The 22,401-nt window shown below is 68.5% G+C and carries 14 protein-coding genes; 11 read left to right on the top strand and 3 right to left on the bottom strand.

Translation table 11 applies throughout. The annotated features are described in order from the left end of the window. The first annotated feature begins 152 nt into the window (after positions 1-152). Both EHO50_RS16135 and hflX read left to right on the top strand, forming a co-directional pair. On the top strand, positions 153-1,841 hold the full coding sequence (locus tag EHO50_RS16135; RefSeq protein WP_128430845.1) for a M1 family metallopeptidase: 1,689 nt from the start codon (positions 153-155) through the stop codon (positions 1,839-1,841). Between the two features lie 186 nt (positions 1,842-2,027). Beyond that, the gene (gene hflX / locus EHO50_RS16140) at positions 2,028-3,521 is read left to right on the top strand and encodes a GTPase HflX (protein ID WP_128430846.1); all 1,494 of its coding nucleotides are present in this window, start codon (positions 2,028-2,030) and stop codon (positions 3,519-3,521) included. A gap of 97 nt (positions 3,522-3,618) precedes the next feature. On the opposite strand, the gene EHO50_RS16145 is transcribed toward hflX, so the two are convergent. After that, complete coding sequence (locus tag EHO50_RS16145) at positions 3,619-4,839, bottom strand: trypsin-like serine peptidase (protein WP_128430847.1); 1,221 nt, start codon at positions 4,837-4,839, stop codon at positions 3,619-3,621. A 333-nt stretch (positions 4,840-5,172) separates the two neighbouring features. Further along, positions 5,173-6,393 (bottom strand): trypsin-like serine peptidase, encoded by a 1,221-nt coding sequence (locus tag EHO50_RS16150; RefSeq protein ID WP_128430848.1) that lies wholly within the window; start codon positions 6,391-6,393, stop codon positions 5,173-5,175. Positions 6,394-7,248: 855 nt separating this feature from the next. Here EHO50_RS16150 and EHO50_RS16160 point away from each other — a divergent pair. The 4 genes from EHO50_RS16160 (at position 7,249) to EHO50_RS16180 (ending at position 15,306) form a co-directional block, all read left to right on the top strand. After that, a complete protein-coding gene (locus EHO50_RS16160; RefSeq protein WP_246101186.1) occupies positions 7,249-8,949 on the top strand; it encodes a diaminobutyrate--2-oxoglutarate transaminase family protein in 1,701 nt (566 codons plus the stop codon). 606 nt (positions 8,950-9,555) lie between these two features. Next, complete coding sequence (locus tag EHO50_RS16170) at positions 9,556-11,829, top strand: IucA/IucC family protein (protein WP_246101187.1); 2,274 nt, start codon at positions 9,556-9,558, stop codon at positions 11,827-11,829. 156 nt (positions 11,830-11,985) lie between these two features. Then, positions 11,986-12,810, top strand: a complete 825-nt coding sequence (locus EHO50_RS16175) for a GNAT family N-acetyltransferase (RefSeq protein ID WP_128430849.1) — start codon at positions 11,986-11,988, stop codon at positions 12,808-12,810. A 498-nt stretch (positions 12,811-13,308) separates the two neighbouring features. Next, the gene (locus EHO50_RS16180) at positions 13,309-15,306 is read left to right on the top strand and encodes an ATP-dependent DNA helicase (protein ID WP_128430850.1); all 1,998 of its coding nucleotides are present in this window, start codon (positions 13,309-13,311) and stop codon (positions 15,304-15,306) included. A gap of 121 nt (positions 15,307-15,427) precedes the next feature. Here EHO50_RS16180 and lexA read toward each other — a convergent pair whose 3' ends face one another. After that, positions 15,428-16,204, bottom strand: a complete 777-nt coding sequence (gene lexA / locus EHO50_RS16185) for a transcriptional repressor LexA (protein WP_128430851.1) — start codon at positions 16,202-16,204, stop codon at positions 15,428-15,430. Positions 16,205-16,768: 564 nt separating this feature from the next. Between lexA and nrdR the strand changes: the two genes are divergently transcribed. From nrdR to EHO50_RS16205, 5 genes are all read left to right on the top strand, one after another. Continuing rightward, positions 16,769-17,338 carry a transcriptional regulator NrdR gene (gene nrdR, locus EHO50_RS16190; RefSeq protein ID WP_128430852.1) on the top strand — a complete coding sequence of 190 codons (570 nt, stop codon included), beginning with the start codon at positions 16,769-16,771 and terminating at the stop codon, positions 17,336-17,338. A gap of 164 nt (positions 17,339-17,502) precedes the next feature. Continuing rightward, entirely contained in the window at positions 17,503-20,397 is a 2,895-nt protein-coding gene (locus EHO50_RS16195) for a vitamin B12-dependent ribonucleotide reductase (RefSeq protein WP_128430853.1), read from the top strand. 310 nt (positions 20,398-20,707) lie between these two features. Further along, on the top strand, positions 20,708-20,854 hold the full coding sequence (locus EHO50_RS44025) for a hypothetical protein (RefSeq protein ID WP_164904864.1): 147 nt from the start codon (positions 20,708-20,710) through the stop codon (positions 20,852-20,854). A 96-nt stretch (positions 20,855-20,950) separates the two neighbouring features. Continuing rightward, positions 20,951-22,075 (top strand): tyrosine-type recombinase/integrase, encoded by a 1,125-nt coding sequence (locus EHO50_RS16200; RefSeq protein ID WP_128430854.1) that lies wholly within the window; start codon positions 20,951-20,953, stop codon positions 22,073-22,075. Next, positions 22,057-22,395: a helix-turn-helix domain-containing protein gene (locus EHO50_RS16205; protein ID WP_425472191.1), complete on the top strand. Its 339-nt coding sequence runs from the start codon at positions 22,057-22,059 to the stop codon at positions 22,393-22,395. The genes EHO50_RS16200 and EHO50_RS16205 overlap by 19 nt, the downstream gene beginning before the upstream one ends. Positions 22,396-22,401 lie beyond the last annotated feature (6 nt).

Genomic DNA, 22,401 nt, shown 5'->3' on the forward strand with positions numbered 1-22,401 from the left:
GGTTCAGTCGGACATGACGAGCCCGCGCGAGGCAGGCTGCTCCAGCGACCGGTCCCAACTGCACCCGCCCAGCAGCCACCCGACACCCCCGTTCGAGTGTGCCGGTCGCGCGTCGTCGACGCCCCGCACGCGCGCGCTGATAGCCGTGGTGCATGCTGCTCACCCCCCGCACCGAGGCCCAGCGACCAGTCCCTGGCGCTCCTCGCCCCCGTCCCCGCACCCGTCGGCGTCTCAAGGCCCCCGCACTGTTGGCCGTCGTCCTCTCTTCCTGCCTGCTCGCCGCGAGCGCCCCTGCCGAACCCCTGGGTGTCGGTGACCGCCTCTTCCCGTACCTGGGCAACCCCGGCTACGACGTGGCCTCGTACGACCTCTCGTTCACCTATCCCGGCACCAACACCAAGCCCCTCAAGGCCGTCACCACGATCAACGCCTGGGCGACCACGGACCTGGAACGCTTCAATCTGGACTTCGCCCACGGCAAGGTCGAGTCCGTCGAGGTCGACGGGGAGCCGGCGTCGTTCAGGAGCGCCGGTGAGGACCTCGTGGTCACGCCCGAGGAGTCGTTGCCCGAGGGCAGCTGGATGCAGATCACCGTGCGGCACACCAGCGACCCCAAGTACGGCGAGAGCCGGGACGGCGGCTGGGTGCGCACGGCTGACGGCCTCGCCATGGCCAACCAGGCCGACGCCGCCCACGTCGTGTTCCCGTGCAACGACCACCCCTCCGACAAGGCGATGTTCACCATCCGGGTCACCGCGCCCAACGGCTACACCGCCGTCGCCAACGGCCTGCAGGCCGACGTGGACCGCTCGGGCAAGGCGACGACCTGGACGTATCGCACGCGGCACCCCATGGCCACCGAGCTCGCCCAGGTGTCCATCGGCCGTTCCACGGTGCTGCACCGCACCGGCCCGCACGGACTGCCCGTACGGGACGTCGTGCCCACCAAGGACCGCGAGCAGCTCGAACCGTGGCTGAAGAAGACCCCCGGCCAGATCGCCTGGATGGAGCGGAAGGTCGGGCGGTATCCCTTCGAGACGTACGGCCTGCTGATGGCCGAGGCCGCCACCGGCTTCGAACTCGAGACCCAGACACTCTCTCTCTTCGAGAGAGAGCTCTTCACCGAGTCGGCCTTCCCGAAGTGGTACATCGAGTCGATCATGGTGCACGAGCTGGCGCACCAGTGGTTCGGCGACAGCGTCAGCCCGCGCACCTGGTCCGACCTGTGGCTCAGCGAGGGGCATGCCACCTGGTACGAGGCCCTGTACGCGGCGGAGAAGGCCGGCCGGCCGATGGAGGCGCGGATGAAGGCCGCGTACGCCGCATCCGACCGCTGGCGTGCGGCCGGCGGACCACCGGCCGCCCCCAAGGCGGGCGACCCCGGCAAGAAGAACGGCATCTTCCGGCCGAACGTCTATGACGGCGCGTCACTGGTCCTGTACGCCCTTCGCCAGGAGATCGGCGCCCCGGCCTTCGAGCGTCTGGAACGCGCCTGGGTGAGCCGTCACCAGGACGGTGCCGCCACAACCGCGGACTTCGTCGCGCTCGCGGAGGAGATCTCCGGCCGCCACCTCGAGGGGTTCCTGCACGCCTGGCTGTACGGGGAGAAGACCCCGCCGATGCCCGGTCAGCCGGAGTGGAAGTCCGTGGACCCCGACAAGACGCCCGCGAAGAAGGCCGCGGGGAAGAAGGCGGCCGGAGGGAAGGCAGCCGGGAAGAAGGCGGCCGGGAAGAAGGCGGCTGGGAGGAAGGTCGCCGGGAACAAGGCGACTGTGAAGAAGGCGATCGCGAAGTCGGTGACCGTGAAGACGGTGACAGTGACGAACACGATCGCGAAATAAGGCGGTGACGAGACGGCCCGTGCCGTGCGACCATTTTTGGGTCGGCGCGGTACGGGCCGCGGGAATCTCCCGGGGCACTCGTGCGTTGTGAGCAGTGACGGATCAGTTCCGAGGCGCTACGGACTCGCTCCGCAGGGCCGCTGCCACCGTCGCCGCAAACGGATTGCCCATCGACGTAAGGATCCAATGACCTCCTCTTCTTCCTTTTCCCAGGACACGCAGCGCTTCGCGCACACCCATCCCGAAGGTCTTCGGGCCGATGCCCTGATGGAAGAGGACGTCGCCTGGAGCCACGAGATCGACGGAGAGCGGGACGGCCACCAGTTCGACCGCTCCGAGCGCGCGGCTCTGCGCCGTGTGGCGGGCCTCTCCACCGAGCTCGAGGACGTCACCGAGGTCGAGTACCGCCAGCTCCGCCTGGAGCGGGTCGTGCTCGTCGGTGTCTGGACCTCGGGGACCGTGCAGGACTCGGAGAACTCGCTGGCCGAGCTCGCCGCCCTCGCGGAGACCGCGGGCGCGCTCGTGCTCGACGGCGTGATCCAGCGCCGCGACAAGCCCGACGCGGCCACCTACATCGGCTCCGGCAAGGCCGAGGAGCTGCGGGACATCGTGCTCGAGACGGGCGCCGACACTGTCATCTGCGACGGTGAGCTCAGCCCGGGCCAGCTCATCCACCTCGAAGACGTCGTCAAGGTCAAGGTCATCGACCGTACGGCCCTGATCCTCGACATCTTCGCCCAGCACGCCAAGTCCCGAGAGGGCAAGGCGCAGGTCGCGCTCGCGCAGATGCAGTACATGCTGCCGAGGCTGCGAGGCTGGGGTCAGTCGCTGTCCCGGCAGATGGGCGGCGGCAAGGGCGGCGGCCTCGCCACCCGTGGTCCCGGTGAGACCAAGATCGAGACGGACCGGCGACGGATCCGCGAGAAGATGGCGAAGATGCGCCGGGAGATCGCGGAGATGAAGACCGGCCGCGAGATCAAGCGCCAGGAGCGCAAGCGCCACAAGGTGCCGTCGGTCGCCATCGCCGGCTACACCAACGCCGGCAAGTCGTCGCTGCTCAACCGCCTCACGGGCGCGGGCGTGCTGGTCGAGAACGCCCTGTTCGCGACCCTCGATCCGACCGTGCGCCGGGCTGAGACCCCGGGCGGACGGCTGTACACGCTGGCGGACACGGTCGGGTTCGTCCGTCACCTGCCGCATCACCTGGTCGAGGCGTTCCGCTCCACCATGGAGGAGGTCGGCGAGTCCGACCTGATCCTGCACGTGGTGGATGGCTCGCACCCGGCCCCGGAAGAGCAGCTGGCCGCCGTGCGCGAGGTGATCAGGGACGTCGGCGCGACCGACGTACCGGAGATCGTCGTGATCAACAAGGCGGACGCGGCCGACCCGCTGACGCTGCAGCGGCTCATGCGGATCGAGAAGCGTTCCATCGCCGTCTCGGCCCGCACCGGCCAGGGCATCGACGAGCTGCTCGCGCTGATCGACAACGAGCTGCCGCGCCCGTCGGTCGAGATCGAGGCGCTCGTGCCGTACACGCTCGGCAAGCTGGTCGCCCGCGCCCACACCGAGGGAGAGGTGATCTCCGAGGAGCACACCCCGGAGGGCACGCTGCTCAAGGTTCGGGTGCACGAGGAGCTGGCGGCAGATCTCGCGCCGTACGTTCCGGCGGCGACCGCCTGAGTCGTCGCGGAACGGCGGTCCGTGTGGCCGTAGAACTGCCGAAGGCCCGCCCCCTGTCGCAGGGGGCGGGCCTTCCATGTGGGTCAGTGTGCGTGAGTCATCGGCCGCCGTACGTCTTGCTCATGTACTGGTACACCGACTCGGCGCCCGCGCCCAGCTGCGGGCCCGCGAGCCAGGTGTTGTCCTCCGGGCCGATCGAGGTGTTCGACACGAGCGTGGTCTCGCCGTTCACCACCCGGAACCAGCCCCCGCCCGACGAACCGCCGGTCATGGTGCAGCCGATGCGGTACATCGTCGGCAGAGCCGAGCTCAGCGACAGGCGGCCCGGACGGTCGAGGCACTTGAACATCTGGAGGCCGTTGTACGGCGGTGCCGCCGGGTAGCCCCAGGCGCCCATCGTGGCGACCTCGCTCGCGGACGGAGCGGAGAAGTCGACATCCAGGGCGCCGGTGGTCTCCTCCAGGGACTTCGCGCCGGCCTCCGGCTTCACATGCAGCACGGCGTAGTCGTACGCGGCACCCGCGCCGCCCGTGTCCGAGCCGCCCTGGATCCATTCGTTCGACGTCGATACCCAGTCGGCCCACCAGTTGCCGTAGGGAGCGATCTCGGTGGCCGTCGCGTTGCCCAGCTGCGCCTCGGACTTGCCGAGGTCGTTGTAGGCCGGGACGAAGACGATGTTGCGGTACCAGCCGCCGCTCTGGCCGGCGTGCACACAATGGCCGGCCGTCCAGACGAGGTTGGACTTGCCGGGGTGGTTGACGTCCCTGACGACCGTGCCGGAGCAGACGGCCGGGCCGTCGGGGGTGTCGAAGAAGACCTTGCCGACGGGTGCCGCGTTCTGGTGGTACGGCGTTTTCTCGGCCGTGGCCTGGACGGGCGCCGGCTCAGGGTCGCTCACGCCCTGGTCGGCCGAGGCGTCCTGTGTGGTGACGGTCTTGTTGGCTTCCTTCGCGGACTGCATCCGGTCGGGCTTCCACAGGCCCTCGATCACCGGGTTGACGAAGTCCTTGGCCTCGCTGAGCCACTTGTCCTTGTCCCAGTTCTTCCAGGCCCCGTCCTTCCACTTGTCGATGTCGATCCCGTGTTCCTTGAGCTTGTCCGCGAGCTCGGCCGGGATCTGGATCTTGCCGTCACCGGCGGTGTCGGCGGCGTCGGCAGCCCGCGAGGCGGCAGCCTCGGCCCGGTCGCTCGCCGAGTCCTCGGTCGAGCCGCCACAGGCGGTCGCGGTGAGCGCCAGCACGGCGGCGAGTCCCGTGGCGGCGAGGACGGAGCGACGCCCGCGGCGAGGAGCTGCTGCGGGCATGGGTGTGGAAGGCATGGTGCGATAACCCCCGTTGAAGCGTGTGACTGCTGTGACCTCTGTGGCTGCTGTGACTGCCGTGAACTTCTGTGACCTCTTGATGGCAGCTGCTCGTCGCGGAGGGGCCGTGCACTCATGGGTGCGAGCCCTTCGGACGCGACACCCCACTATGCCCGTGGAGTTGAGGCCGAACGGCGGTGGGGCGGTGAAGGTTTCTCCTCACCGCCCCACCGCGCCATTGCCGTTCGGCACCACCGCATCACCGCGTCACTGCAGCCGGTGCCTACCGTGCCTACGGTGCCGCCATTGACCGGCGTCCGGCGAACGTTATTGATCGGCGTCCGGTGAACGTCACTGACCGGCGAACTTCTCGCTCACTTCGTCGAACACGCCCTTGGCCTCCTTACCCAGCCGCGGACCCGCCAGCCAGCCCGAATCCACCGGGCCGATCGAGGTGTTGGACACCAGCGCCGGCTTGCCGTCCGAGCCCGTCGCGAGCCAGCCACCACCGGACGAACCGCCCGTCATGGTGCAGCCGATGCGGTACATCGTGGGGGCCGACGCGTCGATCGACAGCCGGCCAGGCTTGTCCTGGCACTGGAACAGCTTCTGGCCGTCGAACGGCGCGGCGGCCGGGTAGCCGATCGCCTTGAGGCTGTCCACCTCGGGCACTGCGGGGGCGTTGAAGTCCACCGGGAGGGCCGAACCGACCGTCTCCTCCAGGGACTTGCCGCCGCTGCCCTCCTCCGGCTTCACATGCAGCACGGCGAAGTCGTACGGGGCGCCGTCCCCGCCCGTCGGACCGCCCTGCGCGATCCACTGGTCCGAGGTCCGCGCCCAGTCGGCCCACCACACGCCGTACGGAGCGACCTGCTCCCTGGTGGCGTTCTCCAACTCGGCCGATCCCATGGCCTTGTCGTTGTACGACGGCACGAACGCGATGTTGCGGTACCAGCCGCCGCTCTTGCCCGCGTGCACACAGTGACCCGCCGTCCACACCATGTTGGACTTGCCGGGGTTGGCCGGGTCCTGCACGACCGTTGCCGAGCAGACCATCGTGCCTTCGGGAGAGTCGAAGAACACCTTGCCCGCCTCGGCGGCGTTGGCGTGGTACGCGGGCGAAACCGCCTGCGCGTCCACCGACTCCGGCGTCGGGTCGGTCACACCCTGGTCACCGGAGAGGTCGCTGTCGTCGACACCCCGGTCCGGGTCCTCGGCCTCCCGCATGCGGTCCGGGTCCCACAGGCCCTCGATGATCGGGTTGATGTAGTCCTTGGCCTCGCGGAGCCAGTCGTCCTTGTCCCAGTTCTTCCAGGCGCCGTCCTTCCACTTGTCGATGTCGATCCCGTGCTCTTTGAGCTTGTCCTTGATGTCGTCCGGGATCGTGATCTTGCCTTCACCTCCGGCCGCCGCGGACGCGCTGGCCTCCGCGCCCGCCTCGGCGTCGCCCGACTCGCAGGCCGTGGCGGTGAGCGCCAGCGCCGCGGCAAGCGCGACCACGGGCAGCGGGGAGGTTCTGCGGCGTGCGCTCCCTCCTCGGCGAGTGGTGAACGACGGCCGTATCGATCGCATGATCTGACTCCCCCTGAGGTGACGGTACTTGGCGCTGCGACCGTGAACTCCCGCTGATCGCCAGCGGATTGCTTGCCGATTGCGTGCAGATCGCTTGCTGATCGGGCGGGATGTCACGGCGCGTTGGGACGGCACCACACACTATGCGGTCGCTGTGGGGGAGTGCCGACGGAACGGCAACGGTTTCGCTACGGGCTGTCTGACCTGGCAGTTCATCCGGATTCGGGGGGAGGTGCGTAGCGGCGACACCGGGGCGTCGCGCGAGCAGGCCGAGGAGATCGAATTCCTGGGGAGTCAGCTGGACGAGCGAATGGTCCACACTGACCCGCCGCGTCGGCAGATCGTCAATCACCGAGCCGCCATGCAGCACGGTCTTGACCCCTTCCACGGCGGGGCCGGACGACAGTCCGGCTCTGCACGGTTGCCACAAGCAGCCCATTTCCCTTGGTGTCCGGCCCTGGATTGGCTCTTGCCCAGGTCGCTCACCTGTCGGCGGACGCTGGAGGAGCGGCGCGAGCGGGCGGCGGTGTGCAACGTGCTCCGCTGGACCGAGCGCGGCCACGGCCGGTACGGGGGCCTGGGTCGGCCCGCCGGTCTGGCCCGCCCTGTGCGCAGTCTGCTTCCACCTCGTGAAGGTCCATCGGCGATGGTTCCGTCACCGCAAGGATCTTGAAGCAACCCGTAACCCGGTGAACGGTCCGCGGTTGGTAGCGGTGGGGGGCCAGCTGCCCGTGGGCGGTCCCCAGTGCCCAGTTCCCCGGAGCTTCGAGTCGACGCTCGCGGGGCTTCGTATGTCGGGTGGGGCGAGGATGCGAGAGACCTGCTCGCCCCTGGACAGCGGGAGGACAGGGAGCCATGGTCGTGACCGAATCTTTGCGCGGGGGGACATCCGAGTCGGCGGGGGCGCGTGCCGTGCAGGAGGGGATCCTGCGGCGACAGTCGGCGCGCGAGTCGGCGGCGCGCACCTACGCGCGTGCCCTGCCGATCGTGCCTGTACGGGCACGTGGGCTGACCATCGAGGGCGCGGACGGCCGCCGCTACCTGGACTGCCTCTCCGGCGCCGGGACGCTGGCGCTCGGACACAATCACCCCGTGGTCCTGGAGGCCATCCGCAAGGTTCTCGACTCGGGCGCACCACTGCACGTCCTCGACCTGGCGACCCCCGTCAAGGACGCCTTCATCACCGAGCTCTTCCACACGCTGCCGCCCGGTCTCGCCGACCGTGCACGCGTGCAGTTCTGCGGACCGGCCGGCACCGACGCGGTGGAGGCCGCTTTCAAGCTCGTCCGGGCCGCGACCGGACGCACCGGAATCCTCGCTTTCAGCGGCGCCTACCACGGGATGACCGCCGGAGCGCTCGAAGCCTCCGGGGGCGCCTTCGACGTACGAGTCGCCCGCCTGCCCTACCCGCAGGACTACCGCTGCCCCTTCGGTATCGGTGGCGAACACGGCGCCGAACTCGCCGCCCGCTGGACCGAGTCCGTCCTCGACGACCCCAAGTCGGGTGTGCCGCGCCCGGCCGGGATGATCCTCGAACCCGTCCAGGGCGAGGGCGGAGTGATCCCCGCGCCGGAGGGCTGGATGCGGCGCATGCGGCAGATCACCGCCGACCGTGCCATCCCCCTCATCGCCGACGAGGTCCAGACGGGGGTCGGGCGCACCGGCTCCTTCTGGGCGGTGGAGCACAGCGGCGTCACCCCCGACGTGATGGTCCTCTCCAAGGCCATCGGGGGCAGCCTGCCCCTGGCGGTCATCGTCTATCGCGACGACCTCGACGCCTGGCAGCCCGGCGCCCACGCCGGCACGTTCCGCGGCAACCAGCTCGCCATGGCCGCCGGGACGGCGACTCTCGCTTACGTCCGCGAGCACCGGCTCGCCGAGCGGGCGGCCGAACTGGGCTCGCGGATGCTGCACAAACTCCAGCAACTCGCAGGGGAGTTCGCCTGCATCGGGGATGTGCGGGGGAGGGGCTTGATGATCGGGGTCGAGGTGGTGGATCCAGAGGCCGATTCCGAGCACGGCGAGGGGCGGTCGGTTCCCCTGGCGTCGACTGAGGGAGTCGGCGGCGGGCCGGGGCTCCTGACTGCTCCCGCTCGGAACGAGGCTCGCGCCCAGGTCGAGTCGGATGCTTCGGCCGACACTGGTTGGCCTGGAGGCGGGGCGGGCGTTCTGGTGGGTCTGGACCCTGCCCAGACCATGGGCGGCTCCTCGACGGACGCCAACGGCACCGCCCGAGGAGCCGGTTCGACGGCGGCGCAGACCTCGGATCGCCACCCTCGCCCTGCCGCTCCCGAACTCGCGGCCGCCATCCAGCGGGAGTGCCTGCGACGTGGCCTGATCGTCGAACTCGGCGGCCGCCACTCCAGCGTCGTACGCCTGCTTCCGCCCCTGACCATCAGCGACGAACAGGCTGCCGCAGTGCTGGACCGACTGGCCGACGCCGTTGCCGCGGTGTCCCGAAGCCACACCCATCACGACGCGTTCGGTGCGGACCGTACGCACCATCCGTCCCCGCGCCCTCGGCGGCCCGGTGGCCGTACCGACCGGGCGGGATAGCGCGGTCCGATGGTGCGCGACGGCCGTGGCGCGCGCCAGCCCGCACTCCACCCGGTCCTGTCGCGTCGGCGTCCGTTCACCGACCCATTCCCGAGCAACAGCTCACCTTCGAACGACACATCACTTCCCCTCGGACCGCGCCTCCAACTGAAACCACCGCCAACCGATGCCGCTCCCAACTGCCCTCCGCAAGCCACACATTCGCGGACCCATCAAAACCACGCCCACCCTCACCGCAGTACGGCGGCCGTCGCCGCATGCGTCAGAACCAGTTCAAGAGGACCAACCTTGACCACCACCCCCGCACCCGACGGCCGTCCCGACACTCGCGCGCGATGCTCCGCCGACCCGCACCTGTCCCAGCAGGAGCTGCTTGCGCCTCCGACCGCATTGGCTCCTCGCGGGATGGGGCTTGTGCCCGCCCAGGCAGGCACTTCCCTAGAACAGGGCGGCACGCGACTGGCAGGCGACTCATCTCAGAGAGGCCGCGCGCCCCAGAGCGGCGATACACGTCAGGGATGCGACGCACCCAAGGGAGGGGACACTCCGCAGGAACCGGCGTCGGCGCAGGGAGCTGCCGATGCACAGGCCCTGATGTGTACGCCGATGCAGGCAGGCGCTCCGGACATCGAGCGGCTGCCTGGCGCTGCCGCCTCAGACCTCTTGGAGCACCCCGACCCACACACCGCAGCCCAGGCCGCGGCCGTGGAGAACTTGCTCCGCTGCTGGGTTCGCGAGACCAACGTCCCGGCACCCGACAACGGCATCCTCCGCATCCCCTTGCCCGCCACAGGTACGACCCTGCTGATCCCGGTCCACTACTGGTCCCCGTCGGGATGGCACCGCTTCGGCCTCCCACACCTGGCCGACGCCCCGGCTCCGTCCCCACCGACTGACGCGGTCACCCTTGCTGCCCTCCTCACCAGGGAGGCGCTGGCGCAAAGCAACCCCGCCGTCATGGTTTCGGTCGCCGACCCGTCGGCTGGGAGCAGCACCTCGACGAGCCCTGGGTGCGTAGCGGCTCGCCCGATTTCCGCGGGCGTTCGCCCTTCGCCGGCATGCGACCCATCGATTGCCTCTTCGCCGACGTCGGATACGTCGACTGCCTCGACTGACGCGACGCGACCTCCCCGGACCGCGTCTGCTCCTCGCCCCGGGGCGTCCCCAGACTCCGCGTTCGTTGCCTCCTCTGTCGCCAGGGCTTCCTGCTCCGACCCTGCCTGCTCCGGTTCTGACCTCGACTCCTCCACGGTCTCCGGCGCCGCTGCCGCTACCTCCATCTCTGGCCCAGACTCGTCCTGCGTCCCTGGACCCTCCGCCTCCACGCCCCCTGCCATGCCCCCTCAGAACGCCCCGACCTCCGCCGCTCCGAGGCCGCCCGCTGCCCTGCCTTTCCCCGCCATCTCCGGGGCCACTGACCTCGTTGCCCGTGTCGCCGACTCCGTCCGACGAACCGTCACCTTCATCAGCGAGCGCCGCGCTCACCCCGCCGACGGCCCTGACATCTTCCTCGCGGCCGAGCAGGCGCTCACGCTCGGACACCCGCTCCACCCGACGCCGAAGAGCCGCGAGGGTCTCTCCGAGGCCGAAGCACAGCTGTATTCACCCGAGTTGCGCGGCTCCTTCCCGTTGCACTGGATGGCTGTCGCCCCTTCCCTGCTCGCCGCTGACTCGGCATGGACCGAGCGCGGCCGTGTCGTCCCCGCGGCTCAGCTCATGGTCCGCCTCGCCGGGCCTGAGTTGGCGTTGCCGGACGGGTTCGCGGCCCTGCCCATGCATCCTTGGCAGCTCCGAGAGATCCAGCACCGTCCCGAGACCGCGGCCTTGCTCGATGCCGGACTGCTCCGGGACCTCGGCGCCCACGGTGAACCTTGGCATCCCACCTCCTCCGTACGGACCGTCCACAGATCCGATGCCAGTGCCATGCTCAAACTCTCCCTGGGCCTGCGCATCACCAACTCCCGCCGTGAGAACCTCCGGAAGGAGCTGCACCGCGGCGTCGAGGTCCACCGGCTCCTGCGCAGCGGCCTCTCGACGCGGTGGCAGGCCGCGCACCCGGGGTTCGACATCGTTCGCGATCCGGCATGGCTCGCCGTGGACGGGCCGGACGGCGTCCCCGTGGCCGGCTTCGACGTGATGATCCGGCACAACCCGTTCAGACCTTCCGACGACGTGTCCTGCGTAGCCGGACTCGTTTCACCCCGACCTCACGCACAAGCCGGCACCGCTGCGGGCCATCACCCCTGGGACACGACGCCCCCTCGGTCCCGTCTCGCCGAGCTCGTCACGCGTCTCGCCGACCGAACGGGACGCCCTCGCGGGGCCGTCGCTGCCGAGTGGTTCCTGCGCTACCTCGAACACGTCGTCCGCCCCGTGCTGTGGCTCGATGCCGAGGCGGGCATCGCTCTGGAAGCACACCAGCAGAACACGCTGGTCCTGCTGGACGGTGACGGCTGGCCTTCGGGCGGCCGTTACCGAGACAACCAGGGCTACTACTTCCGTGAGTCCCGGCGCGCGGCACTCGACGCCCGGCTGCCCGGCATCGGCGAGCACAGCGACACCTTCGTCTCGGACGAGGTCGCCGACGAACGCTTCGCCTACTACCTCGCGATCAACAACGTGCTCGGTCTCATCGGAGCGTTCGGCTCTCAGCGTCTCGCGGATGAACAACTGTTGCTCGCAGCCTTTCGCCGCTTCCTCGGCGAGGTGGCCTCCGGCACAGCCCGTCTGCGCACATCGCTGCCTGCCCACCTCCTCGACTCACCTGTCCTGCGCTGCAAGGCCAACCTACTCACCCGGCTGCACGGCCTCGACGAACTCATCGGCCCGGTCGACACCCAGTCCGTCTACGTCACCATCGCCAACCCCCTGCATTCCTGACCATCACGGTTGCCCCTTGTCACACCGCTCCGCACTTCTGACCGCGGTCAATCACCACCGACCCCCCCCTCGCTCCCGACCATCGCTGCGGCTCTCACCAACCCCCTTCATCCCTGAGGAACATGACCCACCCCGCCTCTTGAGAGGAGCGTCGCCGTGCCTCCCACCGACGCGAGCGCCAATGCCGGCACCGCCCCCGTCACCGATATCCGCACCGCCGCGAGCCCGGGTGCTCGTGCGTGCCGTATCGAGCCGGCTGCCGGCGCGGACGCAGACAGTGAGGACACGCTGGATCTGCAGTTGCCTGACGAACTCCTCGCGCTCTTCGCGGACGACGCCGCAGTCGATGGGGAGCGGAGCCCGGGCCCCGCAGGCACGGCAGCACCTCCCGCTCTCCTCCCGATCGGCGACGATCTGCTCGACCGTGTTGCCGCCTGGGGGCCGATCAGCACACCTGCAGGAGTCCTTCACCTTGTCCCCGTGCGGATCGAACGGGACCTTCCGATCATCTACCGGTGGATGAACGACCCCGCCGTCGCCGCGTTCTGGGGGCTCGCGGGACCCCAGAACGCGATTGAAGAGCATCTGCGGTGTCAGCTTTCCGGTGATGGACGCAGCATCCCGTGCCTGGGCATGCTGGACGGCACGCCGATGAGCTACTGGGAGATCTACCGAGCCGACCTCGACCCGCTGGCCCGGTACTACGCGGCGCGGCCCCATGACACCGGAGTTCATCTCCTCATCGGTGCCGTCGGCGGCCGCGGCCGAGGACTCGGTGGAACCCTGCTCCGATCCGTCGCCGACCTCGTGCTCGACAAGCGGCCCGCCTGCGCTCGCATCGTCGCCGAACCCGACATTCGCAACACCCCTTCCGTCGCTGCCTTCCTGAGCGCCGGTTTCCGGTTCTCCGCCGAAGTCGACCTGCCCGCCAAGCGGGCCGCCCTCATGGTCAGAGACCGGAGCCTGCGCCACCTGCTGTGACGCCGTGTGGTGACGCCATCACATTTGGTACACCGCTCGCGCCGATCTGGTTCCCACTCCCGACGAACCGAATTCAGGCCGAGCCGATCGCTCCCATGGCCGCCTCCATTCCCCGCGGTCGTGGTGCACACGGCCGACCCGGCCGTCGCACGAAAGCCGACCGGGATCCCGCCGACAGCCACCCCGGATCACACCTGCAACCGACCCCGCCCCCTCCTCGCAGCCCGAACCACCACCGCAGATGAACAAGCCGATCAACCCCACGAGGTGCCTGGCCAGGCACCAGGACCAGCCGATCTCGACCACGCACCCATTCGTCCCAGCCAAATCCGAACCGATCGCACCCACACGCGAACCGCCTCTGACCTCAATCGAACCGATCCCATACGCACCCGAACCGATCCGATCCCCACCCGAGGAACCCCCGGTCTTGATCCCGCCCCTCGTCCCCACCGTGATCGCCCGTTTGTCAGTGCCGGGCCGTAGGGTGGTCGCGCTATGACAAAGCCCTCTCTCCCCGAACTCCTGCATGCTGCCGTCACTGCCGTCGGCGGTACGGAGCGCCCCGGCCAGGTGACCATGGCCGAATCCGTCGCGGAGGCGATCGACGGCAGCTCCCATCTGCTGGTCCAGGCCGGCACCGGCACCGGAAAGTCGCTGGGCTACCTCGTGCCCGCGCTCGCGCACGGGGAGCGCGTCGTCGTCGCGACGGCCACCCTGGCCCTGCAGCGCCAGCTCGTGGAGCGGGACCTGCCGCGCACCGTCGAGGCGCTGCACCCACTGCTGCGCCGTCGGCCCGAGTTCGCGATGCTCAAGGGCAGGTCGAACTACCTGTGCTTGCACCGCCTGCACGAGGGCGTCCCGCAGGACGAGGAGGAGGGCCTCTTCGACCAGTTCGAGGCGGCCGCACCCACCAGCAAGTTGGGGCAGGACCTGCTGCGGCTGCGTGACTGGGCGGACGAGACGGAGACGGGCGATCGTGACAACCTGACTCCCGGCGTCTCCGACCGGGCCTGGGCGCAGGTATCGGTGTCGTCCCGGGAATGCCTGGGCGCCTCGAAGTGCGCATACGGCGCCGAGTGCTTCGCCGAGATGGCCCGTGAGCGCGCCAAGCTCTCGGAGGTCGTCGTCACCAACCACGCGCTGCTCGCGATCGACGCCATCGAAGGCGCTCCGGTCCTGCCACAGCACGAGGTCCTGATCGTCGACGAGGCGCACGAACTGGTTTCCCGGGTCACCGGAGTCGCCACCGGCGAACTCACTCCCGGCCAGGTCAACCGCGCGGTGCGCCGCGCCGCGAAACTGGTCAACGAGAAGGCCGCCGACCAGCTCCAGACCGCTGCCGAGGGCTTCGAACGGCTGATGGAGCTGGCCCTGCCGGGCCGCCTGGAGGAGATTCCCGAGGACCTCGCCTACGCGCTCATGGCGCTGCGTGACGCCTGCCGAACCGTCATCTCCGGGATCGGCGCCACCCGCGACAAGTCCGTGCAGGACGAGGACGCGGTCCGCAAACAGGCGCTGGCCTCGGTCGAGACCGTGCACGACGTGGCAGAGCGGATCACCAACGGCTCCGAGTGGGACGTCGTCTGGTACGAGCGTCACGACCGCTTCGGAGCATCCCTGCGCGTGGCCCCCATGTCCGTGTCGGGCCTTCTGCGGGAGAAGCTCTTCGCGGACCGCTCGGTCGTCCTGACCTCCGCGACCTTGAAGCTGGGCGGCGACTTCAATGGCGTCGGCGCATCCCTGGGCCTCGCCCCCGAGGGCACGGAGGGTGACGACCTCCCGCAGTGGAAGGGGGTGGACGTAGGCTCGCCCTTCGAATACCGCAAGCAGGGCATCCTGTATGTCGCCAAGCACCTGTCCCGGCCCGCGCGTGACGGCGACCGCATGGACATGCTCGACGAGCTGACCGAACTGATCCAAGCGGCCGGCGGACGTACGCTCGGCCTGTTCTCCTCGATGCGGGCCGCCCAGCTGGCCGCCGAGGAACTTCGCTCCCGCATCCCCGAGTTCCCGATCCTCCTTCAGGGCGAGGAGACGCTCGGCGAGCTGATCAAGAACTTCGCGGCCGACCCGAAGACCTGCCTCTTCGGCACGCTGTCCCTGTGGCAGGGCGTCGACGTACCAGGCTCCAGCTGTCAGCTGGTCGTGATGGACAAGATCCCCTTCCCACGCCCGGACGACCCCCTGATGAGCGCCCGCCAGAAAGCGGTGGAGGACGCCGGGGGCAACGGCTTCATGGCGGTCGCCGCCACGCATGCCGCGCTGCTCATGGCCCAGGGCGCCGGCCGCCTCGTACGGGCGTCGGGGGACCGCGGCGTGGTCGCCGTACTGGACCAGCGGCTGGCCACTGCCCGGTACGGGAGCTATCTGAAGGCGTCACTGCCCGACTTCTGGTACACGACGGACCGTAATCAGGTCCGGAAGTCCCTGGCTGCGATCGATGCGGCGGCACAGAAGGCGGAGGCCGAGACGGAGGCGGAACAGCCACGGTGATGCGGGACCCCGCACAGCACAACAGCACACGGGTCCGCACAGCACAGGGCCCCGGAACCGGCGCAGGGGTCCCGGGGCCCGGTCAGGGGGCGACGCCGTTCGGCTTCGCCCGCCGCAGCCGTCACACGCGCCGCAGCACTGCCACCACCTTGCCCAGGATGGTCGCGTCGTCGCCGGGGATCGGCTCGTACGCAGAGTTGTGCGGGAGCAGCCAAACATGGCCGTCCTCGCGCTTGAAACGCTTGACCGTGGCCTCGCCGTCGAGCATCGCAGCCACGATGTCGCCGTTCTCGGCGACCGGCTGGCGCCGGACCGTGACCCAGTCGCCGTCGCAGATCGCGGCCTCGATCATCGAGTCACCGACGACCTTCAGGACGAACAGCTCGCCGTCGCCGACCAGCTGCCGGGGGAGAGGGAAGACGTCCTCGACCGACTCCTCCGCGAGGATCGGGCCACCGGCTGCGATGCGGCCGACCAGCGGGACGTACGACGCGGCGGGCTTGCCGGTGGTGTCCGTGGGCTGCACGGCGGCCTGGTCGGAGCCGCGCACCTCGTATGCGCGCGGTCGGTGCGGGTCGCGGCGGAGGAAGCCCTTGCGCTCCAGTGCCATCAGCTGGTGTGCGACCGAGGACGTGCTGGACAGGCCGACAGCCTGGCCGATCTCCCGCATCGACGGCGGATAGCCACGCCGCTGCACAGAATCCCTGATGACCTCGATCACGCGGCGCTGCCGGTCGGTGAGCCCCGAGCTGTCCGCCCGGATGCCCGGAGGTCGGCCCGGGAGGGATCGCTTGTGTCCCTCGGGATTCATGGCTTCGTTCATCGCATGCACCGGCTCGAGTCGGCCCTGGGAGCGGTCCTGGGCAGTGATGGTGGCACTGTCTGCGGTGGTGGTCACGTCGGCCCCTCTCGATGGTCTCCCTGCAGCACAACGGTAGTTGCTTTCGAAAGGTTGCGCCAAACACACGTTCGAGTGAAAAATCGCGAATCCCCAGACATGATCATGTGTCTGGGTGTATGGCTGACGCGCTGCCCGGCGGGCAAAAGGGCCCATTGTTGTACTCTTCACCGCCGGGGTGACGACCTCGTGGGTTGTCGCCTCAGTCTGCCATCCGGCATCAGCTCAAGCCGTGACCGACCCCCATCTGTGCGGGAGTCCCACGTCCCCTCCGTGTGGCGCTCACGGTATCTCCGTATGTGCCGCAGCGATACGGCTGTGCGTTCCGGTGTGCGGCGCGCCGGTGCGGCGGTACGGCACATGTCCATGCGGGCGCGACACGCGCGTACAGCCTGGGTGTATGAGCCAATCCCCACATGTAGTGGTTGGATTGCGGCAGCAGCCCAGAAGTTGTGGTCCCCCCGGTCTTCGGACGCTCGGAGATCGCCTATGCTTGGGGCTGCTTCGAGGGGCCCATGAGGCCCAGCGAGGCTATTGAGTCTGCTGTGAGGAGGGTTGGGACGGATGCACTGCCCCTTCTGCAGGCACCCCGACAGTCGCGTCGTCGACAGCCGTACGACCGACGACGGCACGTCGATCCGCAGGCGCCGCCAGTGTCCTGATTGCTCCCGTCGTTTTACGACCGTGGAGACATGCTCGCTGATGGTGATCAAGCGGTCCGGAGTCACCGAGCCATTCAGCCGTACCAAGGTCATCAACGGCGTGCGCAAGGCATGCCAGGGGCGACCTGTCACCGAGGACGCGCTCGCGCAGCTCGGCCAGCGCGTCGAGGAGGCGGTGCGGGCCACGGGAAGCGCCGAGCTGACCACCCACGACGTGGGGCTGGCCATACTCGGCCCGTTGCAGGAGCTCGACCTCGTCGCCTATCTGCGATTCGCCTCCGTCTACCGGGCGTTCGACTCGCTCGAGGACTTCGAGGCTGCGATCGCGGAACTGAGGGAGGCGACGGGACACCCCGCCGCGGACGACGACGACCGCGAAGACGACGCAGGCGCAGTTGCGGGGGGCCAGGAAGACGACCGCGGGTCCGGAGGGTCTGTACAGGTCCCCGTGCCCGCCAACGCCGCCGACTGAGGGCGGGCCGGATCCGGTCATCGGACTTCGGATCCGGCTGAGAAGCGGCGGCAGAAGACCTGTTGCGGGTGGCGATCAGAGGGTGCCCGCAGCACCAGACAGAACACGTGCCACGGGGAACATCGGGGCACTTCAGGGCGTTTTAGCCCGTACAGGGAGGCGGCATGACAGAGACGGCGAGCGGTCCGGCACGGAGTTCCCGCGCCAAGGGCACCAAGGCGACCAAGGGACTGCGTATCGAGCGCATCCACACCACCCCCGGCGTGCACCCGTACGACGAGGTGGCCTGGGAGCGCCGTGACGTCGTCATGACCAACTGGCGCGACGGCTCGGTCAACTTTGAGCAGCGCGGCGTCGAGTTCCCCGACTTCTGGTCGGTGAACGCGGTCAACATCGTCACCAGCAAGTACTTCCGCGGTGCCGTCGGCACCCCACAGCGCGAGGTGAGCCTCAAGCAGCTCATCGACCGCATCGTGAAGACGTATCGGAAGGCCGGCGAGGACTACAAGTACTTCGCCTCGCCCGCCGACGCCGAGATCTTCGAGCACGAGCTGGCCTACGCCCTCCTGCACCAGATCTTCAGCTTCAACAGCCCTGTCTGGTTCAACGTGGGCACCCCGCAGCCCCAGCAGGTCTCCGCCTGCTTCATCCTGGCCGTCGACGACTCCATGGAGTCGATCCTCGACTGGTACAAGGAAGAGGGCATGATCTTCAAGGGCGGCTCCGGTGCCGGCCTGAACCTCTCCCGGATCCGCTCCTCCAAGGAGCTGCTGTCGTCCGGAGGTAACGCCTCCGGTCCGGTCTCCTTCATGCGCGGTGCCGACGCCTCCGCAGGAACGATCAAGTCGGGCGGTGCCACCCGTCGTGCCGCCAAGATGGTCATCCTCGACGTCGACCACCCCGACATCGAGGACTTCATCGAGACCAAGGTGAAGGAAGAGGAGAAGATCCGCGCGCTGCGTGACGCGGGCTTCGACATGGACCTGGGCGGCGACGACATCACGTCCGTCCAGTACCAGAACGCCAACAACTCGGTCCGCGTGAACGACGAGTTCATGAAGGCGGTCGAGTCCGGCGGCAAGTTCGGTCTGCGCGCGCGGATGACCGGCGAGGTCATCGAAGAGGTCGACGCCAAGGCGCTGTTCCGCAAGATGGCCGAGGCTGCCTGGGCCTGCGCCGACCCGGGCATCCAGTACGACGACACCATCAACCACTGGCACACCTGCCCGGAGTCCGGCCGTATCAACGGCTCGAACCCCTGCAGCGAGTACATGCACCTGGACAACACGTCCTGCAACCTCGCCTCGCTGAACCTGATGAAGTTCCTGAAGGACGACGGCAAGGGCAACCAGTCCTTCGACGTCGAGCGCTTCGCGAAGGTCGTCGAGCTCGTCATCACCGCGATGGACATCTCCATCTGCTTCGCCGACTTCCCGACGCAGAAGATCGGCGAGAACACGCGCGCGTTCCGCCAGCTCGGCATCGGCTACGCCAACCTCGGCGCCCTGCTGATGGCGACCGGCCACGCCTACGACTCCGACGGCGGCCGTGCCCTCGCCGGTGCCATCACCTCCCTGATGACCGGCACGTCGTACAGGCGTTCCGCCGAACTCGCCGCGGTCGTCGGCGCGTACGACGGCTACGCCCGCAACGCCCAGCCGCACCTGCGCGTCATGAAGCAGCACGCCGACGCCAACGGCGTGGCCGTCCGCATGGACGACCTGGACACGCCGATCTGGGCCGCCGCCACGGAGGCCTGGCAGGACGTGCTGCGTCTCGGTGAGAAGAACGGTTTCCGTAACTCCCAGGCGTCCGTCATCGCCCCGACCGGCACCATCGGTCTCGCGATGTCCTGCGACACCACCGGCCTCGAGCCCGACCTCGCCCTGGTCAAGTTCAAGAAGCTGGTCGGCGGCGGCTCGATGCAGATCGTCAACGGCACCGTTCCGCAGGCCCTGCGCCGCCTCGGCTACCAGGAGGAGCAGATCGAGGCGATCGTCGCCCACATCGCCGAGCACGGCAATGTCGTCGACGCCCCCGGCCTCAAGCACGAGCACTACGAGGTGTTCGACTGCGCCATGGGCGAGCGCTCCATCTCCGCGATGGGCCACGTCCGCATGATGGCCGCGATCCAGCCGTGGATCTCCGGCGCCCTGTCCAAGACGGTCAACATGCCGGAGTCGGCGACCGTCGAGGAGGTCGAGGAGATCTACTTCGAGGCCTGGAAGCTGGGCGTCAAGGCGCTCGCGATCTACCGCGACAACTGCAAGGTCGGCCAGCCCCTCTCCGCCAAGACCAAGGAGAAGGAGAAGGCCGAGATCACGGACAAGGCCGAGGCCACCATCCGTGAGACGGTCGAGAAGGTCGTCGAGTACCGTCCGGTCCGCAAGCGTCTCCCGAAGGGGCGTCCCGGCATCACCACGTCCTTCACCGTCGGTGGCGCCGAGGGCTACATGACCGCCAACTCCTACCCGGACGACGGGCTCGGCGAGGTCTTCCTGAAGATGTCCAAGCAGGGCTCGACCCTCGCGGGCATGATGGACGCCTTCTCGATCGCCGTCTCGGTGGGTCTGCAGTACGGCGTGCCGTTGGAGACGTACGTCTCGAAGTTCACGAACATGCGCTTCGAGCCGGCCGGCATGACGGACGACCCGGACGTGCGGATGGCGCAGTCGATCGTCGACTACATCTTCCGCCGCCTGGCGCTCGACTTCCTGCCCTTCGAGACGCGTTCCGCGCTCGGCATCCACTCCGCCGAGGAGCGTCAGCGTCACCTGGAGACCGGTTCGTACGAGCCGTCCGACGACGAGGTCGACGTCGAGGGCCTGGCCCAGTCCGCGCCGCGCGCCCAGGAGCTGAAGGCCGTCGCCACTCCGAAGGCCGAGGCCGGGACGGCCAAGCCCGCCCCGCAGCAGGCCCACACCAGCGCGGAGCTGGTGGAGATGCAGCTGGGTATCCAGGCCGACGCTCCGCTGTGCTTCTCCTGCGGTACGAAGATGCAGCGGGCCGGTTCCTGCTACATCTGCGAGGGCTGCGGCTCGACCAGCGGCTGCAGCTGAAAATGAGCGGAATTGCGTTGGCTGCAACACTCGACGTGATCCGCTAAGCACTGACGACAGAAGGGGGCGCCAGCCCTGTGGCTGGCGCCCCGCTGTAGTCGTAGCCGCCCAGCACACCGTGTGGCGGGGTGCCGGACATCCTCAGGAGCTTCCAGCTGCGATCGCTGCTGGAGAAAGACGAACGCCCGGCCCTGCAGGGGGCCAGGCGATCGATTGCAGTGAAGAACGTGGTGTTCCGCACGGCCTAGGAACCTGCATGACATCACGTTCCGAGCTGCGATGCAAAAGCAACTCGGAAGGAGGAATGATCATGCCGAAGAATCCGCGTCAGACGAGCAAGGCGGCGGCCTCAGCCGCAGCCAAGGTGCTCGCCAGCTCGAAGTCGAGTAAGGCGGCGAAGTCTGCTGCAGCCAGCGCGCTGTCGCAGACGCCGTCGAGCAAGAGTAAGAAGAAGTGACCCTGACTGCCCCGGGCCTGCACCTGGGGCAGTCGCCCTTGACCGTGGTCAGGCACCTTGGCGTAACCAATTCAACGATGTTGCGTTGAATGCAACGTGAGTCGAGCAGTGGATTTGCCTGGTGCTGCGCACCTGGTTCTCGCTGACGGGGTCGTTCATCTCGATCCCGAACCGGCCGTCTTTGAGGCCATGTTGGAGGGGTGGGCTCGCCAGCAGCGCACCCGTTTCCTGGATGAGAAGGCGACGATCAAGCCGCGAGTGTCGCTGGTCCGGCGCTTCGCGGAGTTCTCCAACCAGTACCCGTGGCAGTGGGCGCCGGTGGAGGTGGAGGCGTTCTTCGATCATCTCAGGAGCCGGAACCCGCGGCTCGCTGTGTCGACGGCGCGGAACTATCAGAACGCCCTGCGGCTTTTCTGCGAGTACACCACTGATGCGCGCTATGGCTGGCCGCGTACCTGCACTGATCGCTTCGGGCAGGTGCCCGTACAGATCTTGCACGAGTGGAACACCGTTGTGCACACCAGCGAATACGAGGGCCGATCCGGTCGTCGACGGCTGACATACGACGAAGTGCAGGCGCTGTTCGACGCAGCGGATGCTCGGGTGGAGGAGATCCGCTGCCGGGGGCGCAAGGGTTCGCTGGCCGCTTTGCGCGACGCAATGCTTCTCAAGACTGTGTACGCCTATGGCCTGCGCCGTCGGGAGGCATGTGGCCTGGATCTTGCTGATCTACGTAGAAACCCGAAGGCACCGGACTGCGGGCGATTTGGTGCTCTGTTCGTTCGACACGGCAAGGCCTCCAAGGGTGGGCCGCCCAAGCGGCGCAACGTGCTTACCGTCCCGGAGATGGACTGGGTCGTGGACGTGCTGAACCAGTACATCGACGAGGTCCGTCCGGCTTTCGAGTCGGCCAAGCATCCCGCGCTCTGGGTCACCGAGCGGCGGGGCCGGATATCTCCCCGCCGCCTCGACGAGGCCTTCGACACCGCTCGCCGATCGGCGGACCTGCCCGACGAACTCGACTTGCACTCCTTGCGGCACAGCTACGTGACGCACTTGATCGAGTTCGACTACCCCGAACGCTTCGTCCAGGACCAGGTCGGTCACGCCTACGCAAGCACCACGGCGATCTACACCGGTGTCTCCGACGACTACCGCAACCGGCTCTTGCAGCGCGTCCTGAAGGAGCGTCACGCAGACCTATGGGAGGGATCACCGTGATCCGGAAGATGGGGATCACTTGGCAGCTGCGGATGCGAATGGCCGAGAAGCGCATGTTCCAGACCTCGGACCTGGTGCCCTTGCTGGCCGAACGCGGCATTCACCTGTCGCGGGAACAAGTCTTCCGCCTGGTGACTCAGACGCCACAAAGGCTGTCGATGGACACCCTCGCAGCGCTCTGCGACATTCTCGACTGTCGTCCTAACGACTTGATCGACATCAAAGTCGTCAATGCCGAGGTCCGGAAGGCGGGTGGGGGCGACGCCTCAGTCGTTCCGCGCGTCCGGCGCAGTACGGTCCGCCGACCCGACCTGACGTGAAAGAGC

Source organism: Streptomyces cyaneus (genome assembly GCF_004028635.1).
Lineage (GTDB): Bacteria > Actinomycetota > Actinomycetes > Streptomycetales > Streptomycetaceae > Streptomyces > Streptomyces cyaneus.

Bases quoted from the DNA above. Each gene is read 5' to 3' on its own strand.
- nrdR (WP_128430852.1), top strand. From the start codon at position 16,769: ATGCACTGCCCCTTCTGCAGGCACCCCGACAGTCGCGTCGTCGACAGC.
- EHO50_RS16205 (WP_425472191.1), top strand. From the start codon at position 22,057: ATGGGAGGGATCACCGTGATCCGGAAGATGGGGATCACTTGGCAGCTG.
- EHO50_RS16135 (WP_128430845.1), top strand. From the start codon at position 153: ATGCTGCTCACCCCCCGCACCGAGGCCCAGCGACCAGTCCCTGGCGCT.
- EHO50_RS16180 (WP_128430850.1), top strand. From the start codon at position 13,309: ATGACAAAGCCCTCTCTCCCCGAACTCCTGCATGCTGCCGTCACTGCC.
- EHO50_RS44025 (WP_164904864.1), top strand. From the start codon at position 20,708: ATGCCGAAGAATCCGCGTCAGACGAGCAAGGCGGCGGCCTCAGCCGCA.
- EHO50_RS16195 (WP_128430853.1), top strand. From the start codon at position 17,503: ATGACAGAGACGGCGAGCGGTCCGGCACGGAGTTCCCGCGCCAAGGGC.
- hflX (WP_128430846.1), top strand. From the start codon at position 2,028: ATGACCTCCTCTTCTTCCTTTTCCCAGGACACGCAGCGCTTCGCGCAC.
- EHO50_RS16145 (WP_128430847.1), bottom strand. From the start codon at position 4,839: ATGCCTTCCACACCCATGCCCGCAGCAGCTCCTCGCCGCGGGCGTCGC.
- EHO50_RS16170 (WP_246101187.1), top strand. From the start codon at position 9,556: ATGCAGGCAGGCGCTCCGGACATCGAGCGGCTGCCTGGCGCTGCCGCC.
- EHO50_RS16160 (WP_246101186.1), top strand. From the start codon at position 7,249: ATGGTCGTGACCGAATCTTTGCGCGGGGGGACATCCGAGTCGGCGGGG.
- EHO50_RS16150 (WP_128430848.1), bottom strand. From the start codon at position 6,393: ATGCGATCGATACGGCCGTCGTTCACCACTCGCCGAGGAGGGAGCGCA.